General features: G+C 67.1%; 24 protein-coding genes. 17 read left to right on the forward strand and 7 right to left on the reverse strand.

Annotated elements, in window-relative coordinates; genetic code table 11:
- Nucleotides 1–14 precede the first annotated feature (14 nt).
- From FRZ40_RS39995 to FRZ40_RS40020, 6 genes are all read left to right on the forward strand, one after another.
- Nucleotides 15–2,177, forward strand: a complete 2,163-nt coding sequence (locus tag FRZ40_RS39995) for a heterodisulfide reductase-related iron-sulfur binding cluster (RefSeq protein ID WP_147237968.1) — start codon at nt 15–17, stop codon at nt 2,175–2,177.
- A 32-nt stretch (nt 2,178–2,209) separates the two neighbouring features.
- Nucleotides 2,210–3,790 (forward strand): hypothetical protein, encoded by a 1,581-nt coding sequence (locus FRZ40_RS40000; protein WP_147237969.1) that lies wholly within the window; start codon nt 2,210–2,212, stop codon nt 3,788–3,790.
- Nucleotides 3,787–4,590, forward strand: a complete 804-nt coding sequence (locus FRZ40_RS40005) for an electron transfer flavoprotein subunit beta/FixA family protein (RefSeq protein WP_147237970.1) — start codon at nt 3,787–3,789, stop codon at nt 4,588–4,590. Before FRZ40_RS40000 ends, FRZ40_RS40005 begins: the two co-directional genes overlap by 4 nt.
- Nucleotides 4,587–5,537 (forward strand): electron transfer flavoprotein subunit alpha/FixB family protein, encoded by a 951-nt coding sequence (locus tag FRZ40_RS40010; RefSeq protein ID WP_147237971.1) that lies wholly within the window; start codon nt 4,587–4,589, stop codon nt 5,535–5,537. Before FRZ40_RS40005 ends, FRZ40_RS40010 begins: the two co-directional genes overlap by 4 nt.
- Before the next feature lie 218 nt (nt 5,538–5,755).
- On the forward strand, nt 5,756–6,403 hold the full coding sequence (gene narL, locus FRZ40_RS40015; protein ID WP_028367148.1) for a two-component system response regulator NarL: 648 nt from the start codon (nt 5,756–5,758) through the stop codon (nt 6,401–6,403).
- A gap of 226 nt (nt 6,404–6,629) precedes the next feature.
- A complete protein-coding gene (locus FRZ40_RS40020; protein ID WP_147237972.1) occupies nt 6,630–8,663 on the forward strand; it encodes a sigma-54-dependent Fis family transcriptional regulator in 2,034 nt (677 codons plus the stop codon).
- Nucleotides 8,664–8,679: 16 nt separating this feature from the next.
- Here FRZ40_RS40020 and gph read toward each other — a convergent pair whose 3' ends face one another.
- Genes gph through FRZ40_RS40035 form a run of 3 tightly spaced genes read right to left on the reverse strand, consistent with a single transcriptional unit; the run spans nt 8,680 to nt 11,518 of the window.
- The gene (gene gph / locus FRZ40_RS40025; protein WP_028367150.1) at nt 8,680–9,441 is read right to left on the reverse strand and encodes a phosphoglycolate phosphatase; all 762 of its coding nucleotides are present in this window, start codon (nt 9,439–9,441) and stop codon (nt 8,680–8,682) included.
- Between the two features lie 47 nt (nt 9,442–9,488).
- Nucleotides 9,489–10,361, reverse strand: coding sequence for a phosphoribulokinase (locus FRZ40_RS40030; protein WP_028367151.1), 873 nt, complete (start codon nt 10,359–10,361; stop codon nt 9,489–9,491).
- A 14-nt stretch (nt 10,362–10,375) separates the two neighbouring features.
- Entirely contained in the window at nt 10,376–11,518 is a 1,143-nt protein-coding gene (locus FRZ40_RS40035) for an FIG domain-containing protein (RefSeq protein WP_240057476.1), read from the reverse strand.
- A gap of 133 nt (nt 11,519–11,651) precedes the next feature.
- Here FRZ40_RS40035 and FRZ40_RS40040 point away from each other — a divergent pair, with 133 nt between their 5' ends.
- From FRZ40_RS40040 to FRZ40_RS40070, 7 genes are all read left to right on the forward strand, one after another.
- The gene (locus tag FRZ40_RS40040) at nt 11,652–12,623 is read left to right on the forward strand and encodes a LysR substrate-binding domain-containing protein (protein ID WP_147237973.1); all 972 of its coding nucleotides are present in this window, start codon (nt 11,652–11,654) and stop codon (nt 12,621–12,623) included.
- 192 nt (nt 12,624–12,815) lie between these two features.
- Nucleotides 12,816–13,835, forward strand: a complete 1,020-nt coding sequence (locus tag FRZ40_RS40045) for a beta-ribofuranosylaminobenzene 5'-phosphate synthase family protein (protein ID WP_147237974.1) — start codon at nt 12,816–12,818, stop codon at nt 13,833–13,835.
- A 23-nt stretch (nt 13,836–13,858) separates the two neighbouring features.
- Complete coding sequence (locus FRZ40_RS40050) at nt 13,859–14,779, forward strand: NAD(P)-dependent methylenetetrahydromethanopterin dehydrogenase (RefSeq protein ID WP_147237975.1); 921 nt, start codon at nt 13,859–13,861, stop codon at nt 14,777–14,779.
- A 7-nt stretch (nt 14,780–14,786) separates the two neighbouring features.
- On the forward strand, nt 14,787–15,971 hold the full coding sequence (locus tag FRZ40_RS40055; protein ID WP_147237976.1) for an ATP-grasp domain-containing protein: 1,185 nt from the start codon (nt 14,787–14,789) through the stop codon (nt 15,969–15,971).
- Nucleotides 15,946–16,974 carry a methenyltetrahydromethanopterin cyclohydrolase gene (gene mch, locus FRZ40_RS40060; RefSeq protein WP_028367157.1) on the forward strand — a complete coding sequence of 343 codons (1,029 nt, stop codon included), beginning with the start codon at nt 15,946–15,948 and terminating at the stop codon, nt 16,972–16,974. The genes FRZ40_RS40055 and mch overlap by 26 nt, the downstream gene beginning before the upstream one ends.
- 1 nt (nt 16,975) lies before the next feature.
- Entirely contained in the window at nt 16,976–17,929 is a 954-nt protein-coding gene (locus tag FRZ40_RS40065) for an ATP-grasp domain-containing protein (protein ID WP_147237977.1), read from the forward strand.
- Nucleotides 17,929–18,867, forward strand: a complete 939-nt coding sequence (locus FRZ40_RS40070) for a triphosphoribosyl-dephospho-CoA synthase (protein WP_147237978.1) — start codon at nt 17,929–17,931, stop codon at nt 18,865–18,867. Before FRZ40_RS40065 ends, FRZ40_RS40070 begins: the two co-directional genes overlap by 1 nt.
- A gap of 46 nt (nt 18,868–18,913) precedes the next feature.
- On the opposite strand, the gene FRZ40_RS40075 is transcribed toward FRZ40_RS40070, so the two are convergent.
- Nucleotides 18,914–19,327, reverse strand: a complete 414-nt coding sequence (locus FRZ40_RS40075) for a dihydroneopterin aldolase (RefSeq protein ID WP_028367159.1) — start codon at nt 19,325–19,327, stop codon at nt 18,914–18,916.
- A 216-nt stretch (nt 19,328–19,543) separates the two neighbouring features.
- Between FRZ40_RS40075 and FRZ40_RS40080 the strand changes: the two genes are divergently transcribed.
- The 4 genes from FRZ40_RS40080 to FRZ40_RS40095 are packed head-to-tail and all read left to right on the forward strand — an operon-like array spanning nt 19,544 to nt 22,903.
- Complete coding sequence (locus tag FRZ40_RS40080; protein ID WP_193567069.1) at nt 19,544–20,149, forward strand: flavoprotein; 606 nt, start codon at nt 19,544–19,546, stop codon at nt 20,147–20,149.
- A complete protein-coding gene (locus FRZ40_RS40085; protein WP_147237980.1) occupies nt 20,149–21,534 on the forward strand; it encodes a DUF6513 domain-containing protein in 1,386 nt (461 codons plus the stop codon). Before FRZ40_RS40080 ends, FRZ40_RS40085 begins: the two co-directional genes overlap by 1 nt.
- A 2-nt stretch (nt 21,535–21,536) precedes the next feature.
- Nucleotides 21,537–22,130, forward strand: coding sequence for a DUF447 domain-containing protein (locus FRZ40_RS40090; protein WP_147237981.1), 594 nt, complete (start codon nt 21,537–21,539; stop codon nt 22,128–22,130).
- Nucleotides 22,127–22,903, forward strand: coding sequence for a (5-formylfuran-3-yl)methyl phosphate synthase (locus FRZ40_RS40095; RefSeq protein ID WP_147237982.1), 777 nt, complete (start codon nt 22,127–22,129; stop codon nt 22,901–22,903). Before FRZ40_RS40090 ends, FRZ40_RS40095 begins: the two co-directional genes overlap by 4 nt.
- Here FRZ40_RS40095 and FRZ40_RS40100 read toward each other — a convergent pair.
- Genes FRZ40_RS40100 through FRZ40_RS40110 form a run of 3 tightly spaced genes read right to left on the reverse strand, consistent with a single transcriptional unit; the run spans nt 22,885 to nt 25,555 of the window.
- Entirely contained in the window at nt 22,885–23,475 is a 591-nt protein-coding gene (locus tag FRZ40_RS40100) for an amino acid kinase family protein (RefSeq protein ID WP_147237983.1), read from the reverse strand. The genes FRZ40_RS40095 and FRZ40_RS40100 overlap by 19 nt on opposite strands.
- A gap of 30 nt (nt 23,476–23,505) precedes the next feature.
- Nucleotides 23,506–24,567, reverse strand: coding sequence for a hydantoinase/oxoprolinase family protein (locus FRZ40_RS40105; RefSeq protein WP_147237984.1), 1,062 nt, complete (start codon nt 24,565–24,567; stop codon nt 23,506–23,508).
- A complete protein-coding gene (locus tag FRZ40_RS40110) occupies nt 24,557–25,555 on the reverse strand; it encodes an ATP-grasp domain-containing protein (RefSeq protein WP_147237985.1) in 999 nt (332 codons plus the stop codon). The genes FRZ40_RS40105 and FRZ40_RS40110 overlap by 11 nt, the downstream gene beginning before the upstream one ends.
- Nucleotides 25,556–25,599 lie beyond the last annotated feature (44 nt).

The raw sequence follows: 25,599 nt of genomic DNA on the forward strand, positions 1-25,599 counted from the left end.
CAACGGACGAGCCCATGTCGAGCGCAGCGAACTTCGACCCCGTCAACGTCACCCGGATCCTCTTCGAGGGCTTCCCCACGTTCGCGATCGTACTGTTCTATCTGGCAGGCGTCGGCGCGATGGCCGCGTTCGCGTGGGGTGTCTATATTCAGGTGCGCAAGTACCAGCGCGGCAAGCCCGTGGCGGGCCCGATCGATCTGCGCAAGCGCATCGGCGCGATGGTGCAGGTCGTGCTGAGCCATCGCACGATCGCGCGCCGCGATCCGGCGGCAGGCCGCGCGCACCGCTTCATTTTCTACGGCTTCGCGGTGCTGTTTCTCGGCACGGCGACCGTCACCGTCGACTACGACATCACCGCGCGCTTTCTCGGCTTCCACTTCTGGAACGGCAACTTCTATCTGTTCTTCAAGCTGGCGATGAATCTCGCCGGCCTGTCGCTGGTGGGCGGCCTGATCTACATGATGGTCCGGCGCGGCTGGATCAAACCGCCTAAGCTCGATTACGCGCGCCCCGACCGCAAACCGGGCGACCCCGACTACGACCGCAGCGGCTATCGGCGCGAAGACTGGGCCTTTCTCTGGTCGCTCGTGCTGATCGGCATCACCGGTTTCGTGCTGAGCGGATTGCGCCTCGTGTGGCTGCAGGACCGCGCCGTGGTCTGGGATACGCGCTGGTGGTCGCCCGTCGCCGCGCTGCTCGCCGAAATCATGCGCGGCGCGGGGCTCAGTGCATCGGCCGCGTACGTGCTGCGCACGGGCCTGTGGTGGTTTCACGGCGCGCTCGCGCTGACGTTCATCGCGCTGATTCCGTACACGAAGGTCAAGCACATCTTCACGGCGAGCGGCTCGCTGCTGATGCGCGATCCCCTCGCCGCGCAGCGTCTGCCGAAAGTCGAACCCGACGCGCCGCGTGCCGGCTACAAGACGATCACCGACTTCACGTGGAAACACCTGCTCAATCTCGACGCCTGCACCAAGTGCGGCCGCTGCCATGAGGCGTGCCCCGCCCGCGCAACCGGTGCGCCGCTGTCGCCGCGCGACGTGATCCTGTCGCTGCGCGAATTCGCCAATGAGGCGCTGGAGAAGAACACGCTGCCCGAAGAGGTCAAGCTCGACGTGCACGGCAAGGATATCGGCCAGGTCTTCATGGAAACGGTCTGGTCGTGCCGCACCTGCATGGCGTGCGTGGAAATTTGCCCCGTCGCCGTCGAGCACGTGCCCATCATCGTCCAGCTGCGCCGCAATCTCGTCGAAGACGGACAGATGGAGCCGCAGGTGCAGAAGACCTTGCAGGCCATTCACAAGAACGGCAACTCGTTCAACGAATCGAAGCGCAAACGCGCCGCGTGGACCAAGTCGCTGCCCTTCCCGATCAAGGATGCGCGCAAGGAGCCCGTCGATCTGCTGTGGTTCGTCGGCGACTATGCATCGTTCGATCCGCGCAACCAGCGCGTCACGCAGGCTTTCGCCACACTGCTGCACGATACGGAGGTGGATTTCGGCCTGCTGTTCGAAGGCGAAGCGAACGCGGGCAACGATGTGCGGCGCGTCGGCGAAGAAGGCCTGTATGAAGTGCTCGCGACGCAGAACATCGCGACGCTCGGCTCGTCGCAATTCCGCCGCATCGTCACCACCGACCCGCACTCGTACAACACGATCCGCAACGAGTACCCCGACTTCGGCGGCCACTTCGAGATCGAGCACTACACGAGCCTCGTCGCGCGCATGCTCGCCGAGGGCCGGCTGCGCCCGAAGCGCAAGCTCGGCTATCGCGTGACCTTCCACGATCCGTGTCACCTTGGACGCTTCAACAAGGGCTATGACGCGCCGCGCCAGATCATCGAAGCGCTCGGCTGCGAACTCGTCGACATGAAGCGCTCGCGCGACAACTCGTTCTGCTGCGGCGCGGGCGGCGGCCGCATCTGGATGAACGATCCCGTCGGCCAGGAGAAGCCGTCGCAGAACCGCATGAAGGAGGCGGCCAGCATCGAAGGTCTGGAAGTGTTCGTCGTCTGCTGTCCGAAAGACCTGACGATGTTCGAAGACGCGCTGAAGACGAGTGGCTACGAGGGACGCTTCGTCGTGCGCGAGCTGATCGAGCTGATCGCCGAGAGCCTCGTCGACGTCGATGGCGACGCGCCGCCCGCGGACGATGTGCGTGTGACGGCCGACGCCTGAACGACGCCATCCATAGCAGACCCAAAGCCGCCATGACAACGCCCGCCCGTCACGCCGACAGCCAGCCGCGCGCCGCCGATGCCGCACGCGCGGGCGCGCGGCTGCGCCGTCACTGGCGGGAACTGATGCGGCTCGCCCTCGACGCGCCCGACGCACTCGCGTGCGCGATGCTCTATCCGCACGCGGGCGGCGCGGAACGCAAACGGCTCGAAGCGCGCATGTTCAACGCGCGCAGCGAGCGGCTCGCGCTCGCGGCCTGTCCGCATACGCCGTCTGCCGTGCTTGGGCGGCTCTGCACACTCGCCGCCGCCGACGCGGACGGCACGCTCGCAACGCGTCTCGCCCGCAATGCCGCCACGCCCGCCGACGGCCTGCAAACGCTTGCCGTGTCGCTTGCCGTGTCGCTCGCTGCGTCACTCGAAGCGGCGACGCCGCAGCAGAACGCGCAACGCCTCGCGCAACTGATCGCGCGACACCCGCTTGCGCCGCCTGCATTGCTGGAGAAGATCGCAGCGCACACCGACAGCATCGAAACCTTGCGCTCGCTATGCGAAAACGTCGGCGTGCAGGCCGATTTGCTGGCGCAGCTGGCGGGCCGCGGCATCGCGCCATTGCAACGGCTGCTCGCGATTCACTTCGCAACCGACGCCCGCACGCTGCACCAGCTGTGGCAGAGCACGCGCGAAAGCGCCGTGCGCGCTCAGGTGCTGCGTCATCGCGCCTGCCCGAACGAACTGTTGCGCACGGTGCCCGCCTCGGGCTCGGAGCGGCGCAGCCTCGCGTCGAACGTGCGCACGGCGGGCGAGATCCTGACCGCGCTCGCACGCGACGACGATGCCGTCGTGCGCCGCGCGGCCGCCACCAATCCGGCGACACCCGCAGGCGCGCTGATCCTGCTGTGCTTCGACGCGGACACGCTCGTCAGGCGCGCGGTCGCCGTGCGCGACGATCTTCCCCTCAAGGTCGTCGAGTGGCTCGCCGGAGACAGCGACGTGTGGGTGCGCAGCAGCCTCGCGCGCAACCGCGCCTGCCCGCGCAGCTGGCTCGACCGGCTCGCGCGCGACCGCGAGGCCGACGTGCGCCGCTCCGTCACCCGCCACCCGGCTTGTCCCATGCCGCTCGTCACACTGCTTGCGGGCGATGAGGTCGCGTGGGTCCGCGCGGGCGTCGCGTTGCGCGACGAACTGCCCGGCCCCGTGCTGCACCGGCTGTTGCAGGACACCGATATCGACGTGCTGGCGGGCGTCGCGCGTCATCGCGGCACGCCGCAGGCGACGCTCGCACGCCTCGCGCAGCATCCGTCGCCCGATGTGCGGCGTGCCGTCATCCTCAACCGTCATGCGCAGCGCCGCGTGCTGCTGCCGTTGCGCGACGAGCCGTATCCGCTGCACCGCGTGCTGGTGTTCATGCATCCGGGGCTGACCGACTCGGACCGCTGGCGCATGCGCTTCGAGCCGGACATGGAAGCGCGCGCCCGCATGGTCGGCCATCTCGCCGGCACGCTCGCCGCCGCGCGCGAGCGGGAGCGCCACGAACAGCGCGCCGCTGACGGCGCGGCATCACCTGAAGCGGACACACATCAACTGACCACAACAGTGGAGGAGGCAGGATGAAGATACTCGTCACCATCAAGCAGGTCACGTCGCTCGACGAGGATTTCGAGCTGCGCGACGACGATCGCGATGTCGAAGCGGACTTTCATGTCTTCGACCTCAACGAATGGGATCACTATGCACTCGAAGAAGCGCTGCGCCTGAAGGAAGGCGCGAACGGCGACGGCATCGAAGTGGTTGTCGTCACCGTCGGCCCCGAGCGCGCCGACGAAGAATTGCGCAAGTGCCTCGCCAAAGGCGCCGACCGCGCGATCCGCATCTGGAGCGACGAACTGGAGGACGCCGACCCGGTCGGCGTCGCGCGCGCGCTTGCCGCGCTTGCGCGCCGCGAAGCGCCCGACATGATCTTCGCCGGCGTGCAGGCGTCCGACCATGCGTACGGCGCCACGGGGATGGCGCTCGCGGGTCTGCTCGACTGGCCGCACGCGGCTGTCGTCGCGGGCCTCGAATACGCGCCCGGCGCGGGCACGGCCAGCGCGCGCCGCGAACTGGAAGGCGGCGCCTATGCGAACGTCACCGTGCAATGCCCCGCCGTGCTCACGCTGCAACTGGGCATCAACACGCCGCGTTACGCGTCGCTGCGCGGCATCAAGCAGGCCGCGTCGCGGCCCATCGAGGCCGTGACGCCTGACGCACTCGGCCTGCCCGCGGAGCAAACGGGTGCGCGCGGATCGCTGTCGCGCATCCGGCGCGTCTATGTGCCCGAACTCGGACGCGCGCAGATGATCGACGGCACGCCCGCCGAACAGGCCGCCCGCCTCGCGGGCATCATCAAGGAACTTCGGGGAGAAGCGCAATGAGCGGGATTCTGGTTATTGCTGAACATCGTCAGGGGCAACTGCGTCCCGTGAGCGCCGAACTGATCGGCGCCGCGCGCGAAGCGGGCGGCGAACGCGTGACGGTCGCGGTGCTGGGCGCAACGCCCGCCGCATTCGTCGATGCCCTCAAGCTGGCGGGTGTCGACGAAATCGTCACGGTGCAGACCGCGAGCGATGCGTTCGACCCCGACACCTACCAGGCGGTCGCGCAGGCGCTGATCGAAGCACGCCAGCCTTCGCTCGTGCTGCTGCCGCATACGATCGACACGCTTGGTTACGCCGCGCCGCTCGCGGTCAAGGGCAACTACGGCTTCACCACCGACGCGTTCGGGCTCGCGCGCGACGGCGAAGGCTGGATCGCCACGCGCTCCGGCTATGGGCAAAAGGTCAACATGGAGATCGAGTTTCCCGAGCGCGCGACCGTCGTCGTCACCGTGCGGCCGGGCGCGTTCAAGGCGCCCGACGCGGCCGGCACGCCCGACATCAGCGCCTTCGACGCCCCCGCCGTCACGCCGCGCAGCGCTCACGTGTCGTTCGAAGAACCCGCCGCGAGCGGCGACGTCGACATCGTCGGCGCGGACTTCATCATGTCGATCGGGCGCGGCATCGGCGAGGAAACCAATGTCGAGCAGTTCCGCGAACTCGCCGGCTCGCTTGGCGCGACGCTCGGCTGCTCGCGTCCCATCGCCGACTCCGGCTGGCTGCCGAAGGCGCATCAGGTCGGCCAGTCCGGCAAGACAGCAGCCGCCTGCAAGCTGTATATCGCAATGGGTATTTCAGGGTCGGTGCAGCACATGGCGGGCATGAAGCACGTCGAAAACATCATCGCCGTCAATACCGATCCCGAAGCGTCGATCTTCTCGATTGCGAAGTACGGCATCGTCGGCGACATCTTCGACATCGCGGAAGAACTGCGCGGCCACTTCTGAGCGGACATCATGGAAAACCCGGAACGCACGCGCATTCCGGGTTCAAACTATTTTTTCAAATGTGGTTAATTGTTAAACTCAGCGACGCAACACTTCGGCAACAGAAACAATAAGCCACCGCTCACAGCTTCACGACATCGCCCTGCGCCGCAAGACGCAGTCAAGCCAGCCGGGCCAACGAAGCCCATTGGTCTGGTCAATGAGTCCAGGAAGAGCAGATGGTCCCTCACACAGTACTTCTGATCGACGATCACGCGTTGTTTCGCAAGGGCGTCGCGCAACTGATCCAGATGAACCCGGCGTTCGAGGTCACGGGCGAGGCGACTTCGGGTCAGGACGGCATCGAAATGGCCGTGCGGCTCAAGCCGGACGTCGTCCTGATCGACCTGAACATGCCGCGCATGAACGGCATCGAAACGCTCGAAGGCATGCGCCACGCGGGCGTCGACGCGCGCTTCATCATGTTGACGGTGTCGGACAACGAGCGCGACGTGGTTGCCGCGCTGCGCGCGGGCGCACACGGCTATCTGCTGAAGGACATGGACCCGGAGGATCTGTGCGTGTCGCTGCAGAAGGCGCTCAAGGGGACGGCCGTGCTGAGCGAATCCGTCACGGGCAGTCTGGTTCATGCGCTCTCGGGCGGGCAGCGCATTCCCGCTGCGCAGAACGATCTGACGGCGCGCGAACTCGAGGTGTTCGATTATCTGGTGGCTGGCCTGTGCAACAAGGCGATCGCCCGCAAGCTCGATATCAGCGTGGGCACGGTCAAGGTGCACGTCAAGCACGTGCTGCGCAAGCTCGATCTCCACTCGCGTCTCGAAGCCGTGCTGTGGCAGCAGGAACACGGTTCGCGCTCGCATCACTGACATTGCGGCGCGCATGCGCCGCTTCCTGCCTTCCTCTTCGGTGCCGCGCCATGCATGCGGCGGCGTGCTGCTGCGTGCGCGATGCGCTGGCTCTGGTTAACCTCTACTCCCGGGAGGTAGCCCATCATGGCCGATTGTCACGTGAATTCCGATTGCCAATAATGGGCTTCAACGTGGCGCACCTGTGCGCATGCACGTGCGTCAGCGACTTCTCGGAGATGTTCACATGTCGTCATGCCAGCCGCTCGCGGGACAAGCCAGCCAGGTGGAAACCATCATGCGCACGCGCCCTGGCGGATTCGCACCGAGCGCGCCCGTGGTCCGCTCGTGGACGCGCTGCATCGAAGACTACGGACTCGATCCCGACGTGTGCGTGCCGCCGCCCGTGATGACGAGCGCCGAACTCGCGTTGCGCCGCGAGCAGAACGCCCGTCTGGTCGATTGCGCGAAGCTCGAGATGGCCACGCTCTATCAGCAGCTCGGCGACGCCGAGCTTGCCGTCGTCCTCACGGATAGCGATGGCGTGATCCTGCATCTCGCGTCGTCGCCCGAATTCGCGAGCGAGGTCGAGGACTGGGGACTGTGCGCAGGCGCCGTCTGGAACGAGCGTGAAGCGGGCACGAACGGCATGGGCACCTGCCTCGCGGAAGGCGAAGCAATCGCCGTGCGCCAGCACGAACATTTCTATCATCGCTATACGTCGCTCACCTGCGCGGCGGTGCCCGTATTCGACGAATGCGGATCGATCGCGGGCGTGCTCGACGTCACCAGCCGTTCGCCGCTGTTGCAGCAGCATTCGCTCGTGCTAGTGGGCATGTCGCGGCAGATGATCGAAAACCGTCTGCTCGACGCTCGCCATACGCACGCCTTTCGTATCCAGTTTCACAGCAGGCCCGAGTTCGTGGGCACCTTGCATGCAGGCAAGCTCACGGTCGGCGACGACGGCGCGATCCTGGGCGCGAACCGCAGCGCGCTCGCGCAACTGGGTTTCGTGACGCTCGACGAGATCGCCGGAAAGCCAGTCACCGACATCTTCAATGCGTCGCTGGACGAGATCGTCGCGCGCAGCACGCGCAGTTCGTTCTACCCCGTCGCGATCTACCGCACGCACGCGTCGAGCCGCTTCTTCGTCGTCGCCCAGGCGCCGCGCGACCGCGCCGCACACGACGCCATCGCGCCCGTGCGTGGCGACGCATCGAACGATGACGCGTCGTCGGCGCTCGCGCGGCGTCCCGCTCGCGCGATACGCAGCGCGAGCCCGTTGCGCTCCGGCACGGCGCGCGTCGAATTCGGCGACGCGCAGATCGCCAGTCAGTTCGATCTCGGCGCGCGCGTGATCGATCGCGGCATTGCCGTGCTCGTTCACGGCGAGACGGGCAGCGGCAAGGAAGTGTTCGCCAATGCGCTGCACGCCGCGAGCGAGCGCAGCAGCGGCCCGTTCGTCGCGGTCAACTGCGCTTCGCTGCCCGAACATCTGATCGAGAGCGAACTGTTCGGCTATCGCGCGGGCGCGTTTACGGGCGCGCAGCGCGAGGGACGGCGCGGCAAGATTCTGCAGGCCGACGGCGGCACGCTGTTTCTCGATGAAATCGGCGATATGCCGCTCGCGCTGCAAGCGCGGCTGTTGCGCGTGCTCGAAGAGCGCGAAGTCACGCCGCTCGGTTCGGAAGCCGTCGTCAAGGTCGACTTCCAGCTCGTCAGCGCGAGCCATCGCGACCTGAACGAACTCGTCGAAAGCGGGCAGTTCCGCGAAGACCTCTACTACCGGCTCAATGGCGTCATGCTGGAACTGCCTCCCCTGCGCGCACGCAAGGACAAGCTCGCGCTGATCCGCCATCTGCTGGAGAAGGAGCGCACGCCTGCTCCACGGCTGTCGGCGGACGTGCGGCAGATTCTGCTCGACAGCGACTGGCCGGGCAATATCCGCCAGTTGCGCAACGTGCTGCGCACGGCGACGGCCCTCTGCGACGGCGACGAACTCACCACCGCGCATCTGCCCGCGTGGCTCGTGCAGCGTGAGAAGAACCTGAATCGCCCGCAAACGGCTGCCGCGTCCACGGCGCCCGCCGACACCGACGACTGCGCCGATGCCGAAGAAGCGCCGAATGCGCCCCTCAATGCGATCCTGCAGGCCGAACGCGAGGCGCTGCTCGCGCTGCTCGACAAGCATCGCTGGAACGTGAGCCAGGTTGCGCTTGCGCTCGGCATCACGCGCAATACGCTGTACCGGAAGATGAGGCGCGTCCACATCAAGACGTGACGCGCCTCGGGCGCATTCAGTTCGGCATGGACATGTCCTGGGCCGCGAACGCATGATCGCCGCGTGTCGCGCGATGCCATTTACGCGGCCCGCCGATCAGTTCCGTCAGTTCTCCAATGCTGTCGATCACGCGCATGCACGGCAGTTCGCTCACGGGATGGTCACTGCTGTACCCATAGCTGACGCACACCATCGGCATGCCTGCCGCCTGCGCCGCGAGCGCGTCCGTCACGGAATCGCCGACGAACAGCGTATGCGCGGGGTCCACGCCGAGCGCTTCGCATGCGTGCAGCAGCGGCTCGGGGTCCGGCTTGCGCGGCAGCCGCGCGTTGCCGTCGACGACCATGTCGAACCACGCCTGCAAGCCGAAGCGCCACATCAGCGGATCGACGAAACGCGTCTCCTTGTTGGTGACGAGACCGAGCTTGAGCCCCATGCCGCGCAGGCTGTCGAGCGTCGCTTCGGCGCCCGGATACGGCTGCGTCAACTGGTCGTCGTCGCGGCAGATCTGGTGGTAGCAGGTCTCGTAGCGGCGCAGCACGAGATCGAGCGTCGCGGGCCGCGATTCGACGCCCAGCAGCGTCAGCGCGCGGTCGACGAGAATTTCGGACCCGCCGCCGATCAACGTTTGCGCGACGCCCGGCGCGAGCAGCGGCAGTCCGTTTTCGGCCAGCGCCCGGTTGAGCGCATTGCCGATATCCGGCGACGTATGCAACAACGTGCCGTCGAGATCGAACAGCACGGCATCGATAGGCAGATTGCGCGGCATGACTTGCATGTCTGTGTCTCCTGTTGACGGTGAGGACGTTCGTTCGTGCAGAACGATCAGGCCGCGCGTCTCTGGCGGTCGATCATCTGCAGGATCATGGGTGTGAAGATCAGCTGCATCGCGAGCCCCATCTTGCCGCCCGGCACGACGATCACATTGGGACGGCTCATGAAGGAGTCGTGCAGCATCGTGAGCAGATACGGAAAGTCGATCCCCTTCGGGTTCGTAAAACGGATCACGACAAAACTTTCGTCCGCGCTCGGGATGTCGCGCGCGGTGAACGGATTCGACGTGTCCACGGTCGGCACCCGCTGAAAGTTCACATGCGTGCGGCTGAACTGCGGACAGATGTGATGCGCGTAGTCCGGCATGCGGCGCAGGATCGTGTCCATCACGGCTTCCTGCGAGTAGCCGCGCAGCGTCTTGTCGCGATGCAGCTTCTGGATCCACTCGAGATTGATGATGGGCACGACGCCCACCAGCAGATCCGCGTGCTGCGCCACGTCGATCCCGCGGCCGACGAAGCCGCCGTGCAGCCCTTCGTAGAACAGCAGATCGGTGGGCGGCTCGAGGTCCATCCAGGGCGAGAACATGCCCGGTTCGAGGCCGTACTGCGCGGCCTCCGCTTCATCGTGCAGATACTTGCGCACACGCCCCCGCCCCGTTGCCGCATATTCGGCGAACAGCGCGGCGAGTTCTTCGAGCAGATTCGCCTCGGGCCCGAAGTGACTGAACTGACGCTGGGTTTGCTCCGCTTCTTTCATCGCGGTACGCATCGCCAGCCGGTCGAAGCGATGAAATGCGTCGCCTTCGACGATCTGCGCGTTGAGCTTTTCACGCCGGAAAATGTGCTGGAAGCTGTTCATGACCGTGGTGGTGCCCGCTCCGCTCGAGCCCGTCACCGCGACAATCGGATGTTCGATCGACATGCTATCGCTCCCGCCTACACGCGCGCTTCCGGACGAAACAGCGAGCGCTCGTTGAAGAGCGGCGACGTGAACGGCGTGTCTTCGCCCCGCTCGTGTTCGCGGTGATAACGCTCGATGCGCTCGACCTCGCAGCGCGTACCGACGAACATCGGCGTTGGCGCGTGCATATCGGCGGCGGCGTCGAGAAGCCGCGCGCGTCCCGTGCTGGCGAGCCCGTCCGCCTGCTCGACGAGCCACGCGAGCGCCTGCGCCTGATACAGCAGCGGCAGACGCGCGGCGCGCGGCGCACAGCGGCTTTCACGCGGCAACAGGCACAGGCCGCCGCGCATCACCGTACGGTGCGTATCGGCGACCAGCGATGCAATCCAGCGCGTTTCGAAGTCGCGCTGGCGCACGCCCGCGCTGCCGTCGCGGCACTCACTCACATAACGCTGCACGGGCGGCTCCCAGAAGCGCTCGTTGCCGCCGTTGACGGCGAGCCCGGCGCCCTGCTCGGGAATGCGCATCGCGCGATGCGTGAGCACGAATTCACCGCGCTCGCGGCACAGCGTGAAGCCGTGCGTGCCGCGCCCGACCGTGATCACGAGCAGCGTCGCGGGCCCATACAGCGCGTAGCCGGCCGCAAGCTGCCGCGAGCCCGCGATCACGCAGCCGCCGTCGGCACTGGCTGCGCCCGCGTGGCGTATCGAGAACACCGTGCCGAGTGCAGCATTCGATTCGGCATTCGCCGCGCCGTCGAGCGAATCGGCAAACAGCACGTAGCGGCCCGCCGACGTCGCGCGTGCGGCCGCCATGCCGGGCAAGACGAGACCCGCAATCCCCGCGCTGCCCTCGCACATCGCGATCAGCATGTCCCGTACTGCCGCGCTCAACGCGCTATCGCCCGACCCTGCGTGCGCGTGCTGCGATGCGCCGATCGCGCCCTGCGCGATGCGCGCGGCAATGCGCTTCACCGTGCCCGCGATATCTCCGATCACCGCGCACAGTCCTTCGGCGTCGGCGGCATGCACGACGCCGGGCGCCTGCGCGCGGCGCGGCGCCAGGTGGTCGGCGAGAAAGTCGGACAGCGCGGGTTGAGCGCTCTCCATGTCGATGCAGCGGCCGTTCGCGATGCCGGCGGACTGCGCCTGCTCGCCTGGTTCAATTCGTGCATTCATCGTGACCTCGATCGTCCGTTGCTTGCGTTGACCGCTGGCAAACACAGTAAGCCAGCAGGCTCGAGAGAAAAATTCAGAGATTCTTATTTGGGCTTTAAGCGATGCTTATCTGCCGCTGCATGGAGTACCCGTCATGCTCAACCTGCTTCGCAACCTCACGCTGCGCCAGTTGCAGATCTTCGCGGCCGCCGCGCAATACGAGAGCTTCGCGCGCGCCGCGGAGGTCCTGCATCTGACGCAACCCGCCGTCTCGATGCAGATCAAGCAGCTCGAAGAGGCGACCGGCCTCGCGCTTTTCGAGCGCGTCGGGCGGCGGATCGCGCTCACCGAGGCAGGCGCGATCCTGTCTCATCACGCGAAGCGCATTCTCGGCGACATCAAGGATGCCGACGATGCAATGCGCGCCCTCGCCTCGGCCGACGGCGGCACCGTCTCCATCGGTCTCGTCAGCACGGCCCGCTACTTCGTGCCGCGGCAGATTTCGCGCTATGCGGAGCGGCATCCGAAAGTCGATATCCACTTTTCGATCGGCAAACGCGACACGCTGCTGCGCCAGCTGCAGGACAACGCGATCGATCTCGCCGTGATGGGACGTCCGTCCGTCGAACTCGACGCGCACTGCGAACCGCTCGCGTACAACCCGCACGTGATCGCCGCGAGCACGACCCATCCCTTCGTCGATGCAGCGTGTTTCGACTTGCACGAACTGCGCCATGACACTTTTCTGATGCGCGAGCCGGGCTCCGACACAGCCTCTGTCGCGAACGACATGTTCCGGCAGCATCTCTTCACGCCCGCGCGCACACTCGCGCTCGACAGCCACGAGACTGTCAAGCAGGCCGTGGCGGCGGGCATGGGCGTGAGCCTGCTGCCGCTGCATACGCTGCGGCTCGAACTGCTCGCGCGCGAAGTCGCGATCCTGCACGTGAACGGCACGCCCATCGATCGCGTGTGGCACGTGGTTCATATGAATGCGAAGCAGCTGTCGCCTGCCTGCGCGGCGTTCCGACGGTTTCTGATCGAGAAGACGGGGGCGTGGCTCGAAGGCCAGTTCGCGGACCTCACGCCGCCTGCTCAGGTCGCGAGTCCGTTCGTGCAGACATGAAGCAAAATGTCACCGATTCTGCACAGGGTCCGCCTGCACACTTGCGTCGCCGACCCACGTCCCGCTGAAAAACTTCGCCGCGCGCGCATGGCGCTTCAAAGGCTTCGACGCGCGCGAGCGGCGCGCATGGCATAGCGCTTGCGTTTGATGCCCCGACAACGATCACCCGTCGAGGGATTGGGGAACGCGCCTATGAGCCTGCATGGCACCGCTGAATCGACGAAGCACACCAGCATCGTCACCGTGAACGCACCCGGCCGCTTGCATCTGGGATTCCTCGATCCTGGCGCGTCGCTCGGCCGGCGCTTCGGCAGTCTCGGGCTCGTGATCGACGGCATCAGCACGACGCTCGACGCGCGCCTCGCTTCGAACGACGAAGACCACTACAGCGCCGTGCCGTCGGCGCACGATGAATTGCCGCGCGTGAAGGCGCACATCGACACGCTGCGCAAGCTGACGGGTCACGACGCACCCGTCGATATCCGTCTGCATCGCACCTTGCCGTCGCACGCCGGTCTCGGCTCCGGCACGCAACTCGCGCTGACTGTCGGCCATGCGTTCGCGCGCCTGCACGGTCTCGATCTGAGCGCGGCCCAACTCGCGCCGGCGCTCGCGCGCGGCGCGCGTTCGGGCGTCGGCATCGCCGGGTTCGAGCGCGGCGGACTGATCGTCGACGGCGGTCCGCGCGGGCCCGGCGTGTTGCCGCCCGTGCTGTCGCGCTTTGACTTTCCGTCCGCATGGCGCGTGATGCTCGTGTTCGACGATTCGCGCACGGGTCTCTCCGGTCCGGCCGAGCGCCAGGCGCTCGCCGCGCTGCCGCCGTTTCCGCAATCGCTCGCCGCGCACGCGTGCCACCTGACCTTGATGCAGATTCTCCCGGCCGCCGCAGAACACGAATTCGCGCCTTTCGCGCAGGGCGTGAGCGCGCTGCAAGACGGCATCGGCCGCTACTTCGCGAAGTCGCAAGGCGGCATCTACACGAGTCCCGGCGTCGGGCGCGTGCTCGACTGGATCGGCGCGCGCTATTGCGCGGGCATCGGCCAGAGTTCGTGGGGGCCGACCGGCTTCGCGATCATGGAGTCGCAGGAAGAAGCGGAACACGCGCTGCGTTCGGCGCGCGACGCGCAAACGATCGGCCCCGGACTGCGAGTCGAGATCGTGAGAGGACTCAACGCGGGCGCTACCGTCACCTGGGCGTCGGCCCAGGACTGATTCACCCTGTTCACCGAGGAAACATGGAACGCCAACACATTCTCCATATGTTCACGCCGGGACGGCAGATGAGCCCGTTCGACGTGAACATGGCCGTCGATGCCGGATATCAGGTCGTCGTGCCCTACACGGATGTCGACGTCAAACTGATCGGGCCGCTGACCCAGGACGCGATTTTTTCGCGTGGCCCCAAAGGCGTCGCGCACACGGGCATCTTTATCGGCGGACGCGACGTGATGCTCGCGACCGACATGCTGCGCCTGTCGCGCGAAGCGATGGTGCCGCCGTTCGAAGTGTCCGTGTTCGCCGATCCGAGCGGCTCGTTCACGACGGCGGCCGCACTCGTTGCCTGCGTCGAATGGCAGCTGCGCCACGCATTCGACACGGGACTCGATGGCAAGCGCGTGCTCGTGTTCGGCGGCACGGGGCCCGTCGGACTGATCGCGGGCGTGCTGGCGGCGCAGGCAGGCGCGCGCGTGTCATTGGCGAGCAGCCGCGGGCTCGATGCCGCACGCGACGCGTGCAAGCGCGCCACTGCGCGTTTCGGGGCCGCGCTCGAAGGCGCCGACGCGAGCAGCGCAAACGCGCTGCAAGAAACCTTGAAGTCCGTCGACGTCGTGTTCGCGACGGCGGCTGCCGGCGTCGAAGTGATGAGCGCGCAGCAGGTGAGCGAGGCGGACCGCCTGCTCGTGGCCGCCGACGTGAACGCCGTGCCGCCCGCAGGCATCGCGGGCGTCGGCGTGATGGACAATGGCAAGCGCGTCGGTCCGCATGGCGCGCTCGGCATCGGTGCGCTCGCGATCGGCAACGTCAAGTACGAAGTGCAGCAGCGGCTGTTCATGCAGATGCTCGCGGCGAAGCAGAAGGTCTATCTCGGCTTCGAAGACGCGATGGAGATGGCCCGCCGCGTGGTGGCCGAACGCTCCTCGCTCGCGGCAGCCTGAGGCCGTCATGTTACCGCCCGTCGTCGTCGTTGCCGCGCTGTCCGCCCGCATGCTGGCCGAGTCGGCGCGGCGTGCCGGCTGGCGCGTGATCGTGCTCGATCTGTTCGGCGACACGGACACGCGGCGCGCGTCGGGCATGTGGTATCCGATCGGCGATGCCGCGTCGCTGTCGATCGATCCGCGCCGCGTGCGCGAAGCACTCGATGCGGCGAGCCGCACGCCGAACGTGATCGGCTGGATTGCAGGCAGCGGTTTCGAAGCGCATTGCGATCTGCTCGACGCCAAAGGCATCGCGCTTGCGCCGATCGGCAACACGCGCGACGCATACGACGCCGTGCGCGACCCGGCGCGATTCTTCGCGTTGCTGGACGACGCGGGCATTCCCCATCCCGACACGCAATGGCACGCGCCCGCCGACACAGCCGGCTGGCTCGTCAAGCGCGCGAGCGGCACGGGCGGCATGCATATCCGCGATGCCTCGGTTAGCGCCATAGCGAACCGCGACGACTATTTTCAGCGTCATCAGACAGGCCGTTCGATGTCGGCGCTGTTCATCGCGGATACGCGCCGCGCCGCGATCATCGGATTCAACGAACAGCTGATCGTGTCGCGCGGCACGCGTCCGTTCGTCTATGGCGGCGCGCTGGGTAACGTCGACGTGCCCCCGTCGCTGCACGAACAGATCGCGCGCGCCGCGAATGCCATCGTATCGAGCACGGGACTCCGAGGGCTCAATAGTCTCGACTTCATTGTCGACGGCGGGCGTTGCTTCGTGCTCGAAGTCAACGCGCGACCCTCGGCCACGCTGTCGCTTCACGAGCGCGACGCCACCACGTCGCTGCTGGCGCTGCATACGCGCGTGTGCGCGGGCAAGCCGCTCGATGCCGACATGCCGAAGCTCCTGGACCAGACGGCGCCGATGTGCGGCGAGCTGATCGTCTTCGCCGAACGCGAGCGCACGATATCGCCGGAATTCGTTCAGCGCGCATTGAATCTCGGCTGGTGTCACGACATTCCCGTGACGCGCAGTGTGGTCGCCGCGGGCGCGCCGTTGTGCAGCGTGTCGGCCGCATGCGCGCACGGCACGCCGCCCGCCACGCTGCGCGCAGAGCTCGCCGCCCGCGCGGCAACCATTCTTTCCATCGACACCATCCGGAAATCAGGCCATGCAGACCTCTCCCTCTCTCGCTGACGTTTCGCCGTCGCCTTCGCTTCTGAGCGTCAACACGCTGGTTCGGCCGTTGATCGCGAGCCTGCTCGAACGCCACGCGGAACTCGGCATCGACGCGAAGCGCGACGAGCGCGGCGTCATGATCGTCGATGCGGGCATCGAGTCGCCCGGCAGCGTCGCCGCCGGTATCGCGATCGGCGAAATCTGCATGGGCGGGCTGGGGCGCGTCGCGTTGCGCGCCGCTGCGTCACGCAATGCAACGGAAGAATGGCCGACCTTCGTCGACATCGCCAGCGCGCAGCCGGTGCTGGCCTGCCTCGCGTCGCAATACGCCGGCTGGAGTCTCGCGGCAAGCAAGGAGGAAACGGGCGGCAAGAAGTTCTTCGCGCTCGGCTCGGGACCGGCGCGTTCGCTCGCGTGCAAGGAGCCGCTCTTCGACGAACTCGATTACCGCGACGTCGTGTCGACGGGCTGCCTGGTGCTCGAAGTGGATCGCGCGCCGCCCGCTGTCGTGATCGACAAGATTCTGCGCGACTGCCGGTTGCAGCCGCGCAATCTCACACTGATCCTCACGCCGACAACGAGCCGCGCGGGCACCACGCAAGTCGTCGCGCGCGCGCTCGAAGTCGCGCTGCACAAAGCCCACGAACTCGGCTTCGCGCTCGACGCAATTCACGAAGGCTGCGCGAGCGCGCCGTTGCCGCCGCCCGCGCAGGACGGCGTCGAAGCGATGGGCCGCACCAACGACGCCATCCTGTACGGCGGCCGCGTGCATCTGGGCGTGACGGGCAGCGACGACGACGCGCGCGATCTCGCGCAACGCCTTCCTTCGTCGGCATCGAAAGACTTCGGCCGCGCGTTCGCCGACGTGTTCAGGGAATACGAATACGACTTCTACAAGATCGATCCCGCGCTCTTCGCGCCCGCCGAAGTCTGGGTCAGTAACCTGACCACGGGGCGCACCTTCCACGCGGGCGCGACCCGTTTCGATCTGCTGCGCCCGCTCTGGCTCGACGAGGTGTGAGATGACAGGCACCCCGCTCGCCGTCGCGATCATGACGGACGAAACCGGCTGGCATACATCGCGTCTCAAGCGCGCGCTGCGCGAGCGCGGCGCGCAGGGCCGCTGCATCGATCTCGCCGACTGCCGCTTCGATACCACGCACGCGCCGCACGGACTCGCGATTCCCGGCTACGGACGCGGACTGCCCGATGCCGTTATCGTGCGCGGCATCGCGGGCGGCACCTTCGAGCAGGTCACCGTGCGTCTCGGCATCCTGCACGCGTTACGCGAACTCGGCGTGCCCGTCTACAACGACGCCCGCGCGATCGAGCGCAGTGTCGACAAGTCGATGACCAGCTTTCTGCTGCATCGCGCGGGCATTCCGACGCCGCCGACATGGGTGTCCGAATCCGCCCCGTTCGCGCAGCGCGTGCTGATGCGCGAAGGCGCGAAGGGCCACGAGGTGGTGATCAAGCCGCTGTTCGGTTCGCAAGGCAAAGGCGTGATGCGGATCGGCGCGGGCAGCGAAGGCTGCGAGCCGCTGCCTGCGCTGAAGGCGTATGGACAGCTCGCCTATCTGCAGCGCTTCGTCAGGCCCGCCAGCGAGCCCGGCTATGACTGGCGCGTGATGGTGATCGGCGGCAAGGCGGTGACGGCCATGCGCAGGATCAGCGAACATTGGGTGCACAACGTCGCGCAAGGCGCGCGCTGCGAAGCGGCGGAGCTGAGCGCACCGCTCGCCACGCTCGCTGAACGCGCCAGCGCGGCGCTCGGGCTCGACTACGCAGGCGTCGACCTGATTCCCTGCGACGACAACCCGTTCGGCGCAACCGTGATCGAGGTGAACGGCGTGGCCGCGTGGCGCGGGCTGCAGTCGGTGACGCCGTTCGATATCGCGGGCTGCATCGTCGACGATCTGTTGAGCCGGCGCATGGCGCTTGCGCCGCGCGCCGTCGGCATGAAGGAAGTCGCGTGATGCCCGGCACGCACGCCGATACGATCGCCGACGCCTTCGCGTGGGCGTGCGCGCTCGACGTGCTGTGCGCGAAACCGGGCAACGTCAGCTTCGGCGCGCCGGGGCATCGGATGACGGCCGATCTGTTCGTCGCCAGCGCGCAGGCGGCGTGCCACGCCGTGACCGCGCATGGCGTGAGCGTGGGCGAACGCATCGAGCGGGCGGTGAACCTGTCGATGCAGGCAGCCGGCTGCAATACGAATCTGGGCATCGTGCTGCTGTGCGCGCCGCTCGCGCAGACGTTCGAACACCTGCACGCCGCGCACCGCGCGCCGACCGTACACGAAGCGCATGTGGCCGTGCGCGCGACCCTCTCGAACCTCGATCTGGCCGATGCGTGCGCCGCCTATCGCGCGATCGCGCTGGCCAATCCGGGCGGCCTCGGCGAAGCGCCCAGCCAGAACGTAGGCAGCGCGCCGACCGTCGATCTGCTCAGCGCGATGACGCTGGCAAGAGACCGCGACAGCGTCGCCCGTCAGTATGCGAGCGGCTTCGTCGACGTGCTCGGCTATGGTGTGATCCAGATGCGCGCGGCGTTGGGCGCGGCGCGCCTTCATCCCGGCGATCTGCCGCGTCTGCTGCGAGCGGTGCTGAAAACGTGGCTCGCGTTTCTGTCCCACTGGCCCGACTCGCATATCGCGCGCAAGCATGGTATTGAAGTGGCGCGCAAGGTCACGCTCGAGGCCCGCAAGTGGCACATGCAAAGCGCGCTCGACTTCGAACGACTCGCGGCATGGGATGCGGCAATGAAGCGCGACGGCATCAATCCGGGGACGACGGCGGACCTGACAGTCGCGACGTTGTTCGCGGCCGCGTGCCTCGATCCTTCGCTGCTGCGCGTGCGTTGCATGGAAAGCGCTGCACGCGCGGCTAGCCTGGAGACGGCAGCCGAATATTGAATCGCGCGTGCTTCGTGTGCCTGGTGTGCCTTGAGTGCGCCGGCGATCACGGCCAGCGTACCGTCCGCTCGATCGTCACGCCCACCGCCTTCACATTCGCGAACTTCGCGGGCTTCGCCAGCGACACACGTACCCAGTGCGCGCCGAAGTCGACGATCAGCATCTGCGCAACCGACTCCGCCAGCGCTTCCAGCAATTGCATCCTGTGCGTCGCGAGCAGCGACACGAGCGCTGCATGCACCTTGCTGTAATCGATGGTGTCGCCGATCAGATCGGTATCGCACGCGTGGCTGTGCGGCACGCCCGCCCACAGATCGATCCGCACCGGCTGACGATTCGTCAGCTCGTCCGGGTCGATGCCGATCACCGTATCGCCCTCGAAGCCTTCGATAAAAATCAGATCCATCTCCGATGCGGCGAGATGCGGCCGCTCGAGCACCTTCTTGTCGATCACGTTCATCTGGGTTCCTTATCGTCGATACGGTCGATCCATGATGCGTTCTCATGCAAGAAGCGGCCCAGGCACGAATGTCGCAAGCGCTGGAGACGAACGCTCCCGCGCAGGCCGTGTGCATCGCATGCAGGGTCAAACGCCACCCACACGGCCGATCGCGACGCGTCGCATTGTGTATCGCAAACTGAACAACCTGGCTGCACGCCGACGATGATCCCGACGATGACGACGACCCACACGCACCACCCCGCCAACGACGCCGTCGAAGCCGCGCCGCGCTTTGCCTGGACGATCACGGGCTCCGGGCACGGGCTGGCCGGGTCGCTCGATCTCGCGGCGACGCTGCTGCCCCACGTCGATCTGTTCCTGTCGCGAGCCGCCGAAGAAGTGCTGCCCCTGTACAAGATCGACATCGCGCAACTCAAGGCCCGCTTCCGGGTGTTCCGCGACAACAGCGCGAGCGCGGTGCCCGTCGGCATGCTGTACGACGCGAACCGCTATCACACGGTGGTCGTCGCGCCAGCCACCAGCAACACTGTCGCCAAATGCGCGTTCGGCATCTCGGATACGCTGCCCACCAGCATGTTTGCGCAGGCGGGCAAGCTGGGCATTCCCGGCATCGTATTCGCGTGCGACACGCAGCCCGTCGTCGTCACGAAGAGTCCGCTCGACTGGGTCGAACTGCGTCCGCGCCGCATCGAACTCGATAACGTCGAACGCCTGAAGCGGATCGATCATTGCCGCGTCGTGTGTTCGCTGGCCGAATTGCGCGCGGCGCTCGATGCGCGCAGCGCGGAAACGCGCATGACGTCTTGTGCGAGCGCCTGATGGAACACATCGTCTTCCTCACCGGCCGCCTTGCCCAGCCTGCCCTCGAACGCGTGCTGCACGGTCTCGCGCCCGCGCCGTTCAGCTGGGAGATTCGCGAGATCGGCCTGCAGGTCGCGGCACTCATGACGGCGGATATGATCCGGCGCCGCGTCGCCGCGCCCATTGCCGCCGACCGCCTGATCGTGCCCGGCCGATGCCGCGGCGATCTCGATGCGCTCTCCGCGCACTACGGCATTCCCGTCCAGCGCGGTCCCGAGGAACTCAAGGATTTGCCCGCATGGTTCGACTGCAGCGAGCGCGCCGTCGATCTGACGAAGCACGATATCGCGATCTTCGCGGAGATCGTCGATGCGCCGTATCTCAGCGTCGATGCGATTTGCGCGCGGGCGGCGCAACTCGCAGCCGACGGCGCCGATGTGATCGACATCGGCTGCCTGCCCGCGACGCCGTTTCCGCATCTCGCCGATACGATCCGCGCGTTGAAGTCGCAAGGGCACAAGGTCAGCGTCGATTCGATGGACGTGAAGGAACTGGTGCGCGGCGGCCGCGCGGGCGCGGACTATCTGTTGAGCCTGACGGCCGATACGCTCTGGGTGCTCAATGAAATCGACTCGACGCCCGTGCTGATTCCGCGCCAGCCCGGCGACGAAGCGTCGTTATACGAGGCCATCGATACGATGCAGCAGCAGGGCCGGCCTTTTCTCGCCGATCCGATCCTCGATCCGCTGCCCTTCGGCCTGCTGAAATCGCTCACGCGCTATCAGCGCCTGCGCGAGCGCTATGCCGACGCGCCGATCCTGATGGGCACGGGCAACGTCACGGAACTCACGGAAGCGGACACGAGCGGCATGCACGCGCTGCTGCTCGGCATCGGCGTCGAACTGGGTATCGCGGGCATTCTCACGACGCAGGTGAGCGCTCATGCGCGCTGCGCGATCCGCGAAGCCGATGTCGCGCGCCGCATGATGTACGCGGCCCGCGAATGCCGGACGCTTCCCAAGGGCCTCACCTCCGGGTTGATGACGATGCACGCGAAGCATCCCTTTCCGGATACGCCCGACGAGATCGCCGCCACGGCGGCGGCCATCCGCGATCCGAACTTTCGCGTGCAGGTGTCGACGGACGGCATTCACGTGTACAACCGCGACGGCCATCACCTCGCCGCCGATGCGTTCGCGCTCTGGCCGCATCTGCGGCTGGAGGCGGACGGCGCGCACGCGTTCTACATGGGTGTCGAACTCGCGCGCGCGGAGCTCGCCTGGCGGCTCGGCAAGCGCTACAGCCAGGATCAGCCGCTGGAATGGGGATGCGCGCTCCCGCGCGAAACGGCCGACCTGCTCGTGCAATGCGCGCCCGGCGCGACTCGCAGAAAGGAAGCCTGACCATGATCGTCGAAACCGTCGTCACGACCGTTACGCCCGCGGGCAAGCCGCACATCGCGCCGATGGGCGTGCGCGAGGCGGACGGCGCCTTTCTGCTGATGCCGTTCCTGCCGTCGTCGACTTACGACAACGTGATCTCGACCGGCTGCGCCGTCGTCAATTTCACGACCGACGCGCGCGTGTTCGCCGGTTGTGTCACGGGCCGGCGCGAATGGCCCACGGTCCCCGCCCATCGCGTGCCTTGCGTGCGGCTCGCCGATACGCTCGCGCACGCCGAGCTGCGCCTCGCCTCGGTTCATGACGATGCGCAGCGCCCGACGCTCGTGATGGAGTGCGTCGCCCATTACACGGATGCGCCGTTCACGGGACTCAATCGCGCGCAGGCGGCCGTCATCGAAGGCGCGGTGCTCGTCAGCCGTCTCGCGATGTTGCCGCGCGAGAAGATCGAGGCGGAGGTGGCGTATCTGTCGATCGCCATCGCCAGGACGGCCGGGCCGCGCGAACAGCAGGCGTGGCAATGGCTGATGGACGCCGTGAATGATTTCTTCGCGAGACCGGCTGTGGCCGCTCGTGTTCTGAACGAGGAGGCCTTATGAGCCGGAAGATCCGTATGCTCGCCAGTGTGCGAAATCTCGACGAGGCGCGCGATGCCGCACGCGCCGGCGCCGATCTGATCGATCTCAAGGAGCCCGGTGCGGGTGCGCTCGGGGCCGTCGCCGCGACCCGGATCGCGCACATCGTGCAGTCGCTGCGCGCCGACTATCCGCATCTGCCCATCAGCGCCGCCATCGGCGACCTGCGGCCGGGCGACGACGCGGATCTCGTGTTTCGCGCGTCGCAGGCGGGACGCGGCGGTGTCGACTATGTGAAGGCGGGCGTCCCCGCCGACAGCGGCTCGTTCGATATCGCGTGCCGGACGCTCGCCACGATGCGCGACCTGCACTGGAACATGGCGCCCGTGCTGCTGGTGGACAACGGGCTCGACTTGCGGGTCGTCGAACGCGCATCCGAACTGAGATTCGCCGCCGTGATGGTCGATACGGCCACGAAGAAGCGCGGCAATCTCTTTCACTGCGTGCCGCTGGCCGTGCTCGACAGCATGGTGCAGATCGCGCGCGTACACGATGTGATGGCGGGACTCGCGGGATCGCTGCTCAGTGGACACGTGCCGCTGATCCGTGCGCTCGGCCCCGATATCGCCGGTTTTCGGACGGCCCTGTGCGACGGCTCGCGCACGGGGCGCCTCAACGCCGCGCGGGTGCGCGATCTCCGTGCGCAACTTGCAGGTCCGGCAGGCACGGCACGCGCGGCAACGCGTGCCGTCGAAACGAGCGGCATCGAAGCCGCTGGTCAGCCCGTAGTCGCCTGAAACAGCAGGTCACGCACGCGCGGCGCCTCGTTCCGGCTCAATAAATCCACGGGATACGGCGCGTCGTGCGTGAAGCCTGCGAATGAAGGGTCGACGATGCCGAGCGCCGCGTACTCGTCGATCGATCGTTCGCACTCGATCTCGCACGACTTCACGATCACCAGGCGTTCTGCGTTCAAGCGGTTCGCGAGCCACGCGGCGAGGCTATCCGAGGTGACCTCCCAGCTTGTCAGGCGGTTGGCTTCCTGGAACAGAAGGTCGAGGGGCGCCCACACGGCGACGCGCCCCGCGTGCAGCGCGGCGCGTATCTGCGCGTCCGTCGCGGCTATCACGAGCCGCCGCGACAGGCCCTGCATCATCAACGCGTATTGGGCCATCGCGAGCACGGCCATGTTGTGCGCGGCGATGTCGTCGAAACGCCAGATCGCCTGATGCTCGCGGGCCTGCTCCGCGAAGTCGCCGCCGCCCGGCACGATCACGACCCGGCCGCCGCCGAAGTCGGTCAGTTGCGCGAGCCAGTCTTCGAGCATCGGATCGCGGCTCAGACTGCCGCCAATCTTCACTACCCACATAGACGCCTCAAGTGCGGAGATTGCAGGGAATCAAACGGCCGCCTCGGCCGCGCACCGTTCGTCCGCGCGCAGCAACGCGACGGCGACGGCGGGCGCGCAGACCTGCGTCCAGTGAGCGGCGCAGGCGTCGGCATCAACGAGCGATGCGAAGGAAAGCACGTCGCGCCCGAACTGCGCGGCGAGATCGTCCGCGAGAAACGCCCCGCAGCCCGCCGACACGAGCACGACGTCATGCCCGAGACCGACGCGGCCCAGCACCTGAGCGAGATTCGTCGACAGATGCGCAAGCTGCGCCTTGCGCCATTCGCGGGCGAAACATACCCAGTCGGCCATCGACGCTTCGTGCGCATCGCGGCCGATCATCCGCGCGAGACGCCGGCAGCTGGCGATGCCGTCCTTCGCGCCGCCGTCGGCGGCGGGATGCTGGTCGTGCGGCGGATCGAGTTCGCCCGTCAGCCGGTAGACGTCGGCTGTCGTCGCGAACAGTTCGTTCATCACGTTGTGCGGCTCGCCGCGAAAACGGATGCGCGGCGCGAGCGCGCACAACGGCGTGCGCACGACGCCCTGATACACGAGCTCGCCCGAGCGCAGCCGCGCTGCGTCGTCCGTCCCGCGCGAAACGAGCACACTCTCGCGGATCGCGATGAAATCGGTGGTGGTGCTGCCGATATCGACGAGCACGGCAGCGGGCATGCGCGCCGCGATCAGGGCCGCCGTCGCGTGCCAGTTCGCGGACGCAATGTCGGCCCAGTTGCCCGCGACGGCTTCGTACGGCTGCCATCCCGCGTGCCCGGCATAAAACGAGGCGCGTTCGCCGAAACGGCTCGCCAGCCGTGAAGCCAGCGCGGCGACGCCCGTCTCGCGATCCTCGAAGATGTCGGCCATTTCGCCGCTCATCGTGACCGCGTGCTCCCCTTCGCGATGATCGGGCCAGCGCTGCGCCGCCGCTTCGAATACCGCGTCGAGATGCGCGACGCCTTGCCATAGCGGACAGACCCACTGCATCACGTCGCACACGCGTCCCGCTTCGATCCGCGCCGCCTTCACGTGCGCGCCGCCGATGTCCCAGCCGATCACGAGGTCATGCGGCATGGCGCCTCCCGTTGATCTCGCCGCACGACGCGAAGTGTTCAGCGACCACGCATGCGGCCATGTTGACATCGACCCTGCCCGCCAGCGCCGGATACGCGCACGTCACGCGCGGATTGACTTCGATCACGACAGGCCCACGCCGCGGATGCCACACGAGGTCGATGCCGACGAATCCGGCCAGACCCGGCAGCGCGCGCGCCACGCGAGCGGCAAGCGCGCGGCATGTCGCGGCCCTGTCGTCCGACAGTGGGATGGCGTTGGCCGTCAGACCTTCATAGCGGATCTGTCCGTCGTCGATACCGATATGCTGCCGGTTGATGCCGAGCAGTTGCGCGTCGCCGTGGCGACACAGCAGCGACAGACTGAGCGCGTCTCCGTCGATCCATTCCTCGAGCGTCACTCGCTCCTGCGCGGCAGACCGGCGTCGCAACGCGTACTCCGCCAACCGGTAGTCGTCGAAGCGGCAGGTATCGACGCAGCCCGCGCCGTCATCCGGTTTGACGACCCATGCGCTCGCGTCGCGCGCAACGTCGAGCGGCGCGTCGGCCGACCACGCACGCGGCGTCGCGACGCCCGCCAGCGCGAGATGGCGAGCCGTCGCGCGCTTGCTGCCGGCAATCCGCAGCGTCGCCGCATCGCAGCCTATCCAGCGAGCGGGATCGACGGCATCGCACAGCGCGCCGAGCACGCCTTGCGTTTCGGGCGCGATGACCCAAACGGCGTCGTGACGACGTGCTTCGGCGGCGAGAAAGCGCGTCGGCGGTATCGCAAACGGCGCGAAACACCAGTCGCGCGTGCAGGTCGTGTCCGTCGTGCCGTGCGCTTCGTCGTGACCCGCCACGCACGTGAGCGCAACATCGGCGCAACGCGCGAGATCGCGTGCAACGGCATCGCGCATCGTCCTGCCCTGCATGCGCAAGTCCTCGCACGCAGGTTCATTCGTGTTGCCGTTGGCGCTGAGATATTCGTAGAGCAGGATTTTTTTCATCGCGTGATTCCCGTGCGGATCGTGGCGCATCGCGTCTGCCACAT

Source organism: Paraburkholderia azotifigens (assembly GCF_007995085.1).
In the GTDB taxonomy this organism is placed as follows: Bacteria; Pseudomonadota; Gammaproteobacteria; order Burkholderiales; family Burkholderiaceae; genus Paraburkholderia; species Paraburkholderia azotifigens.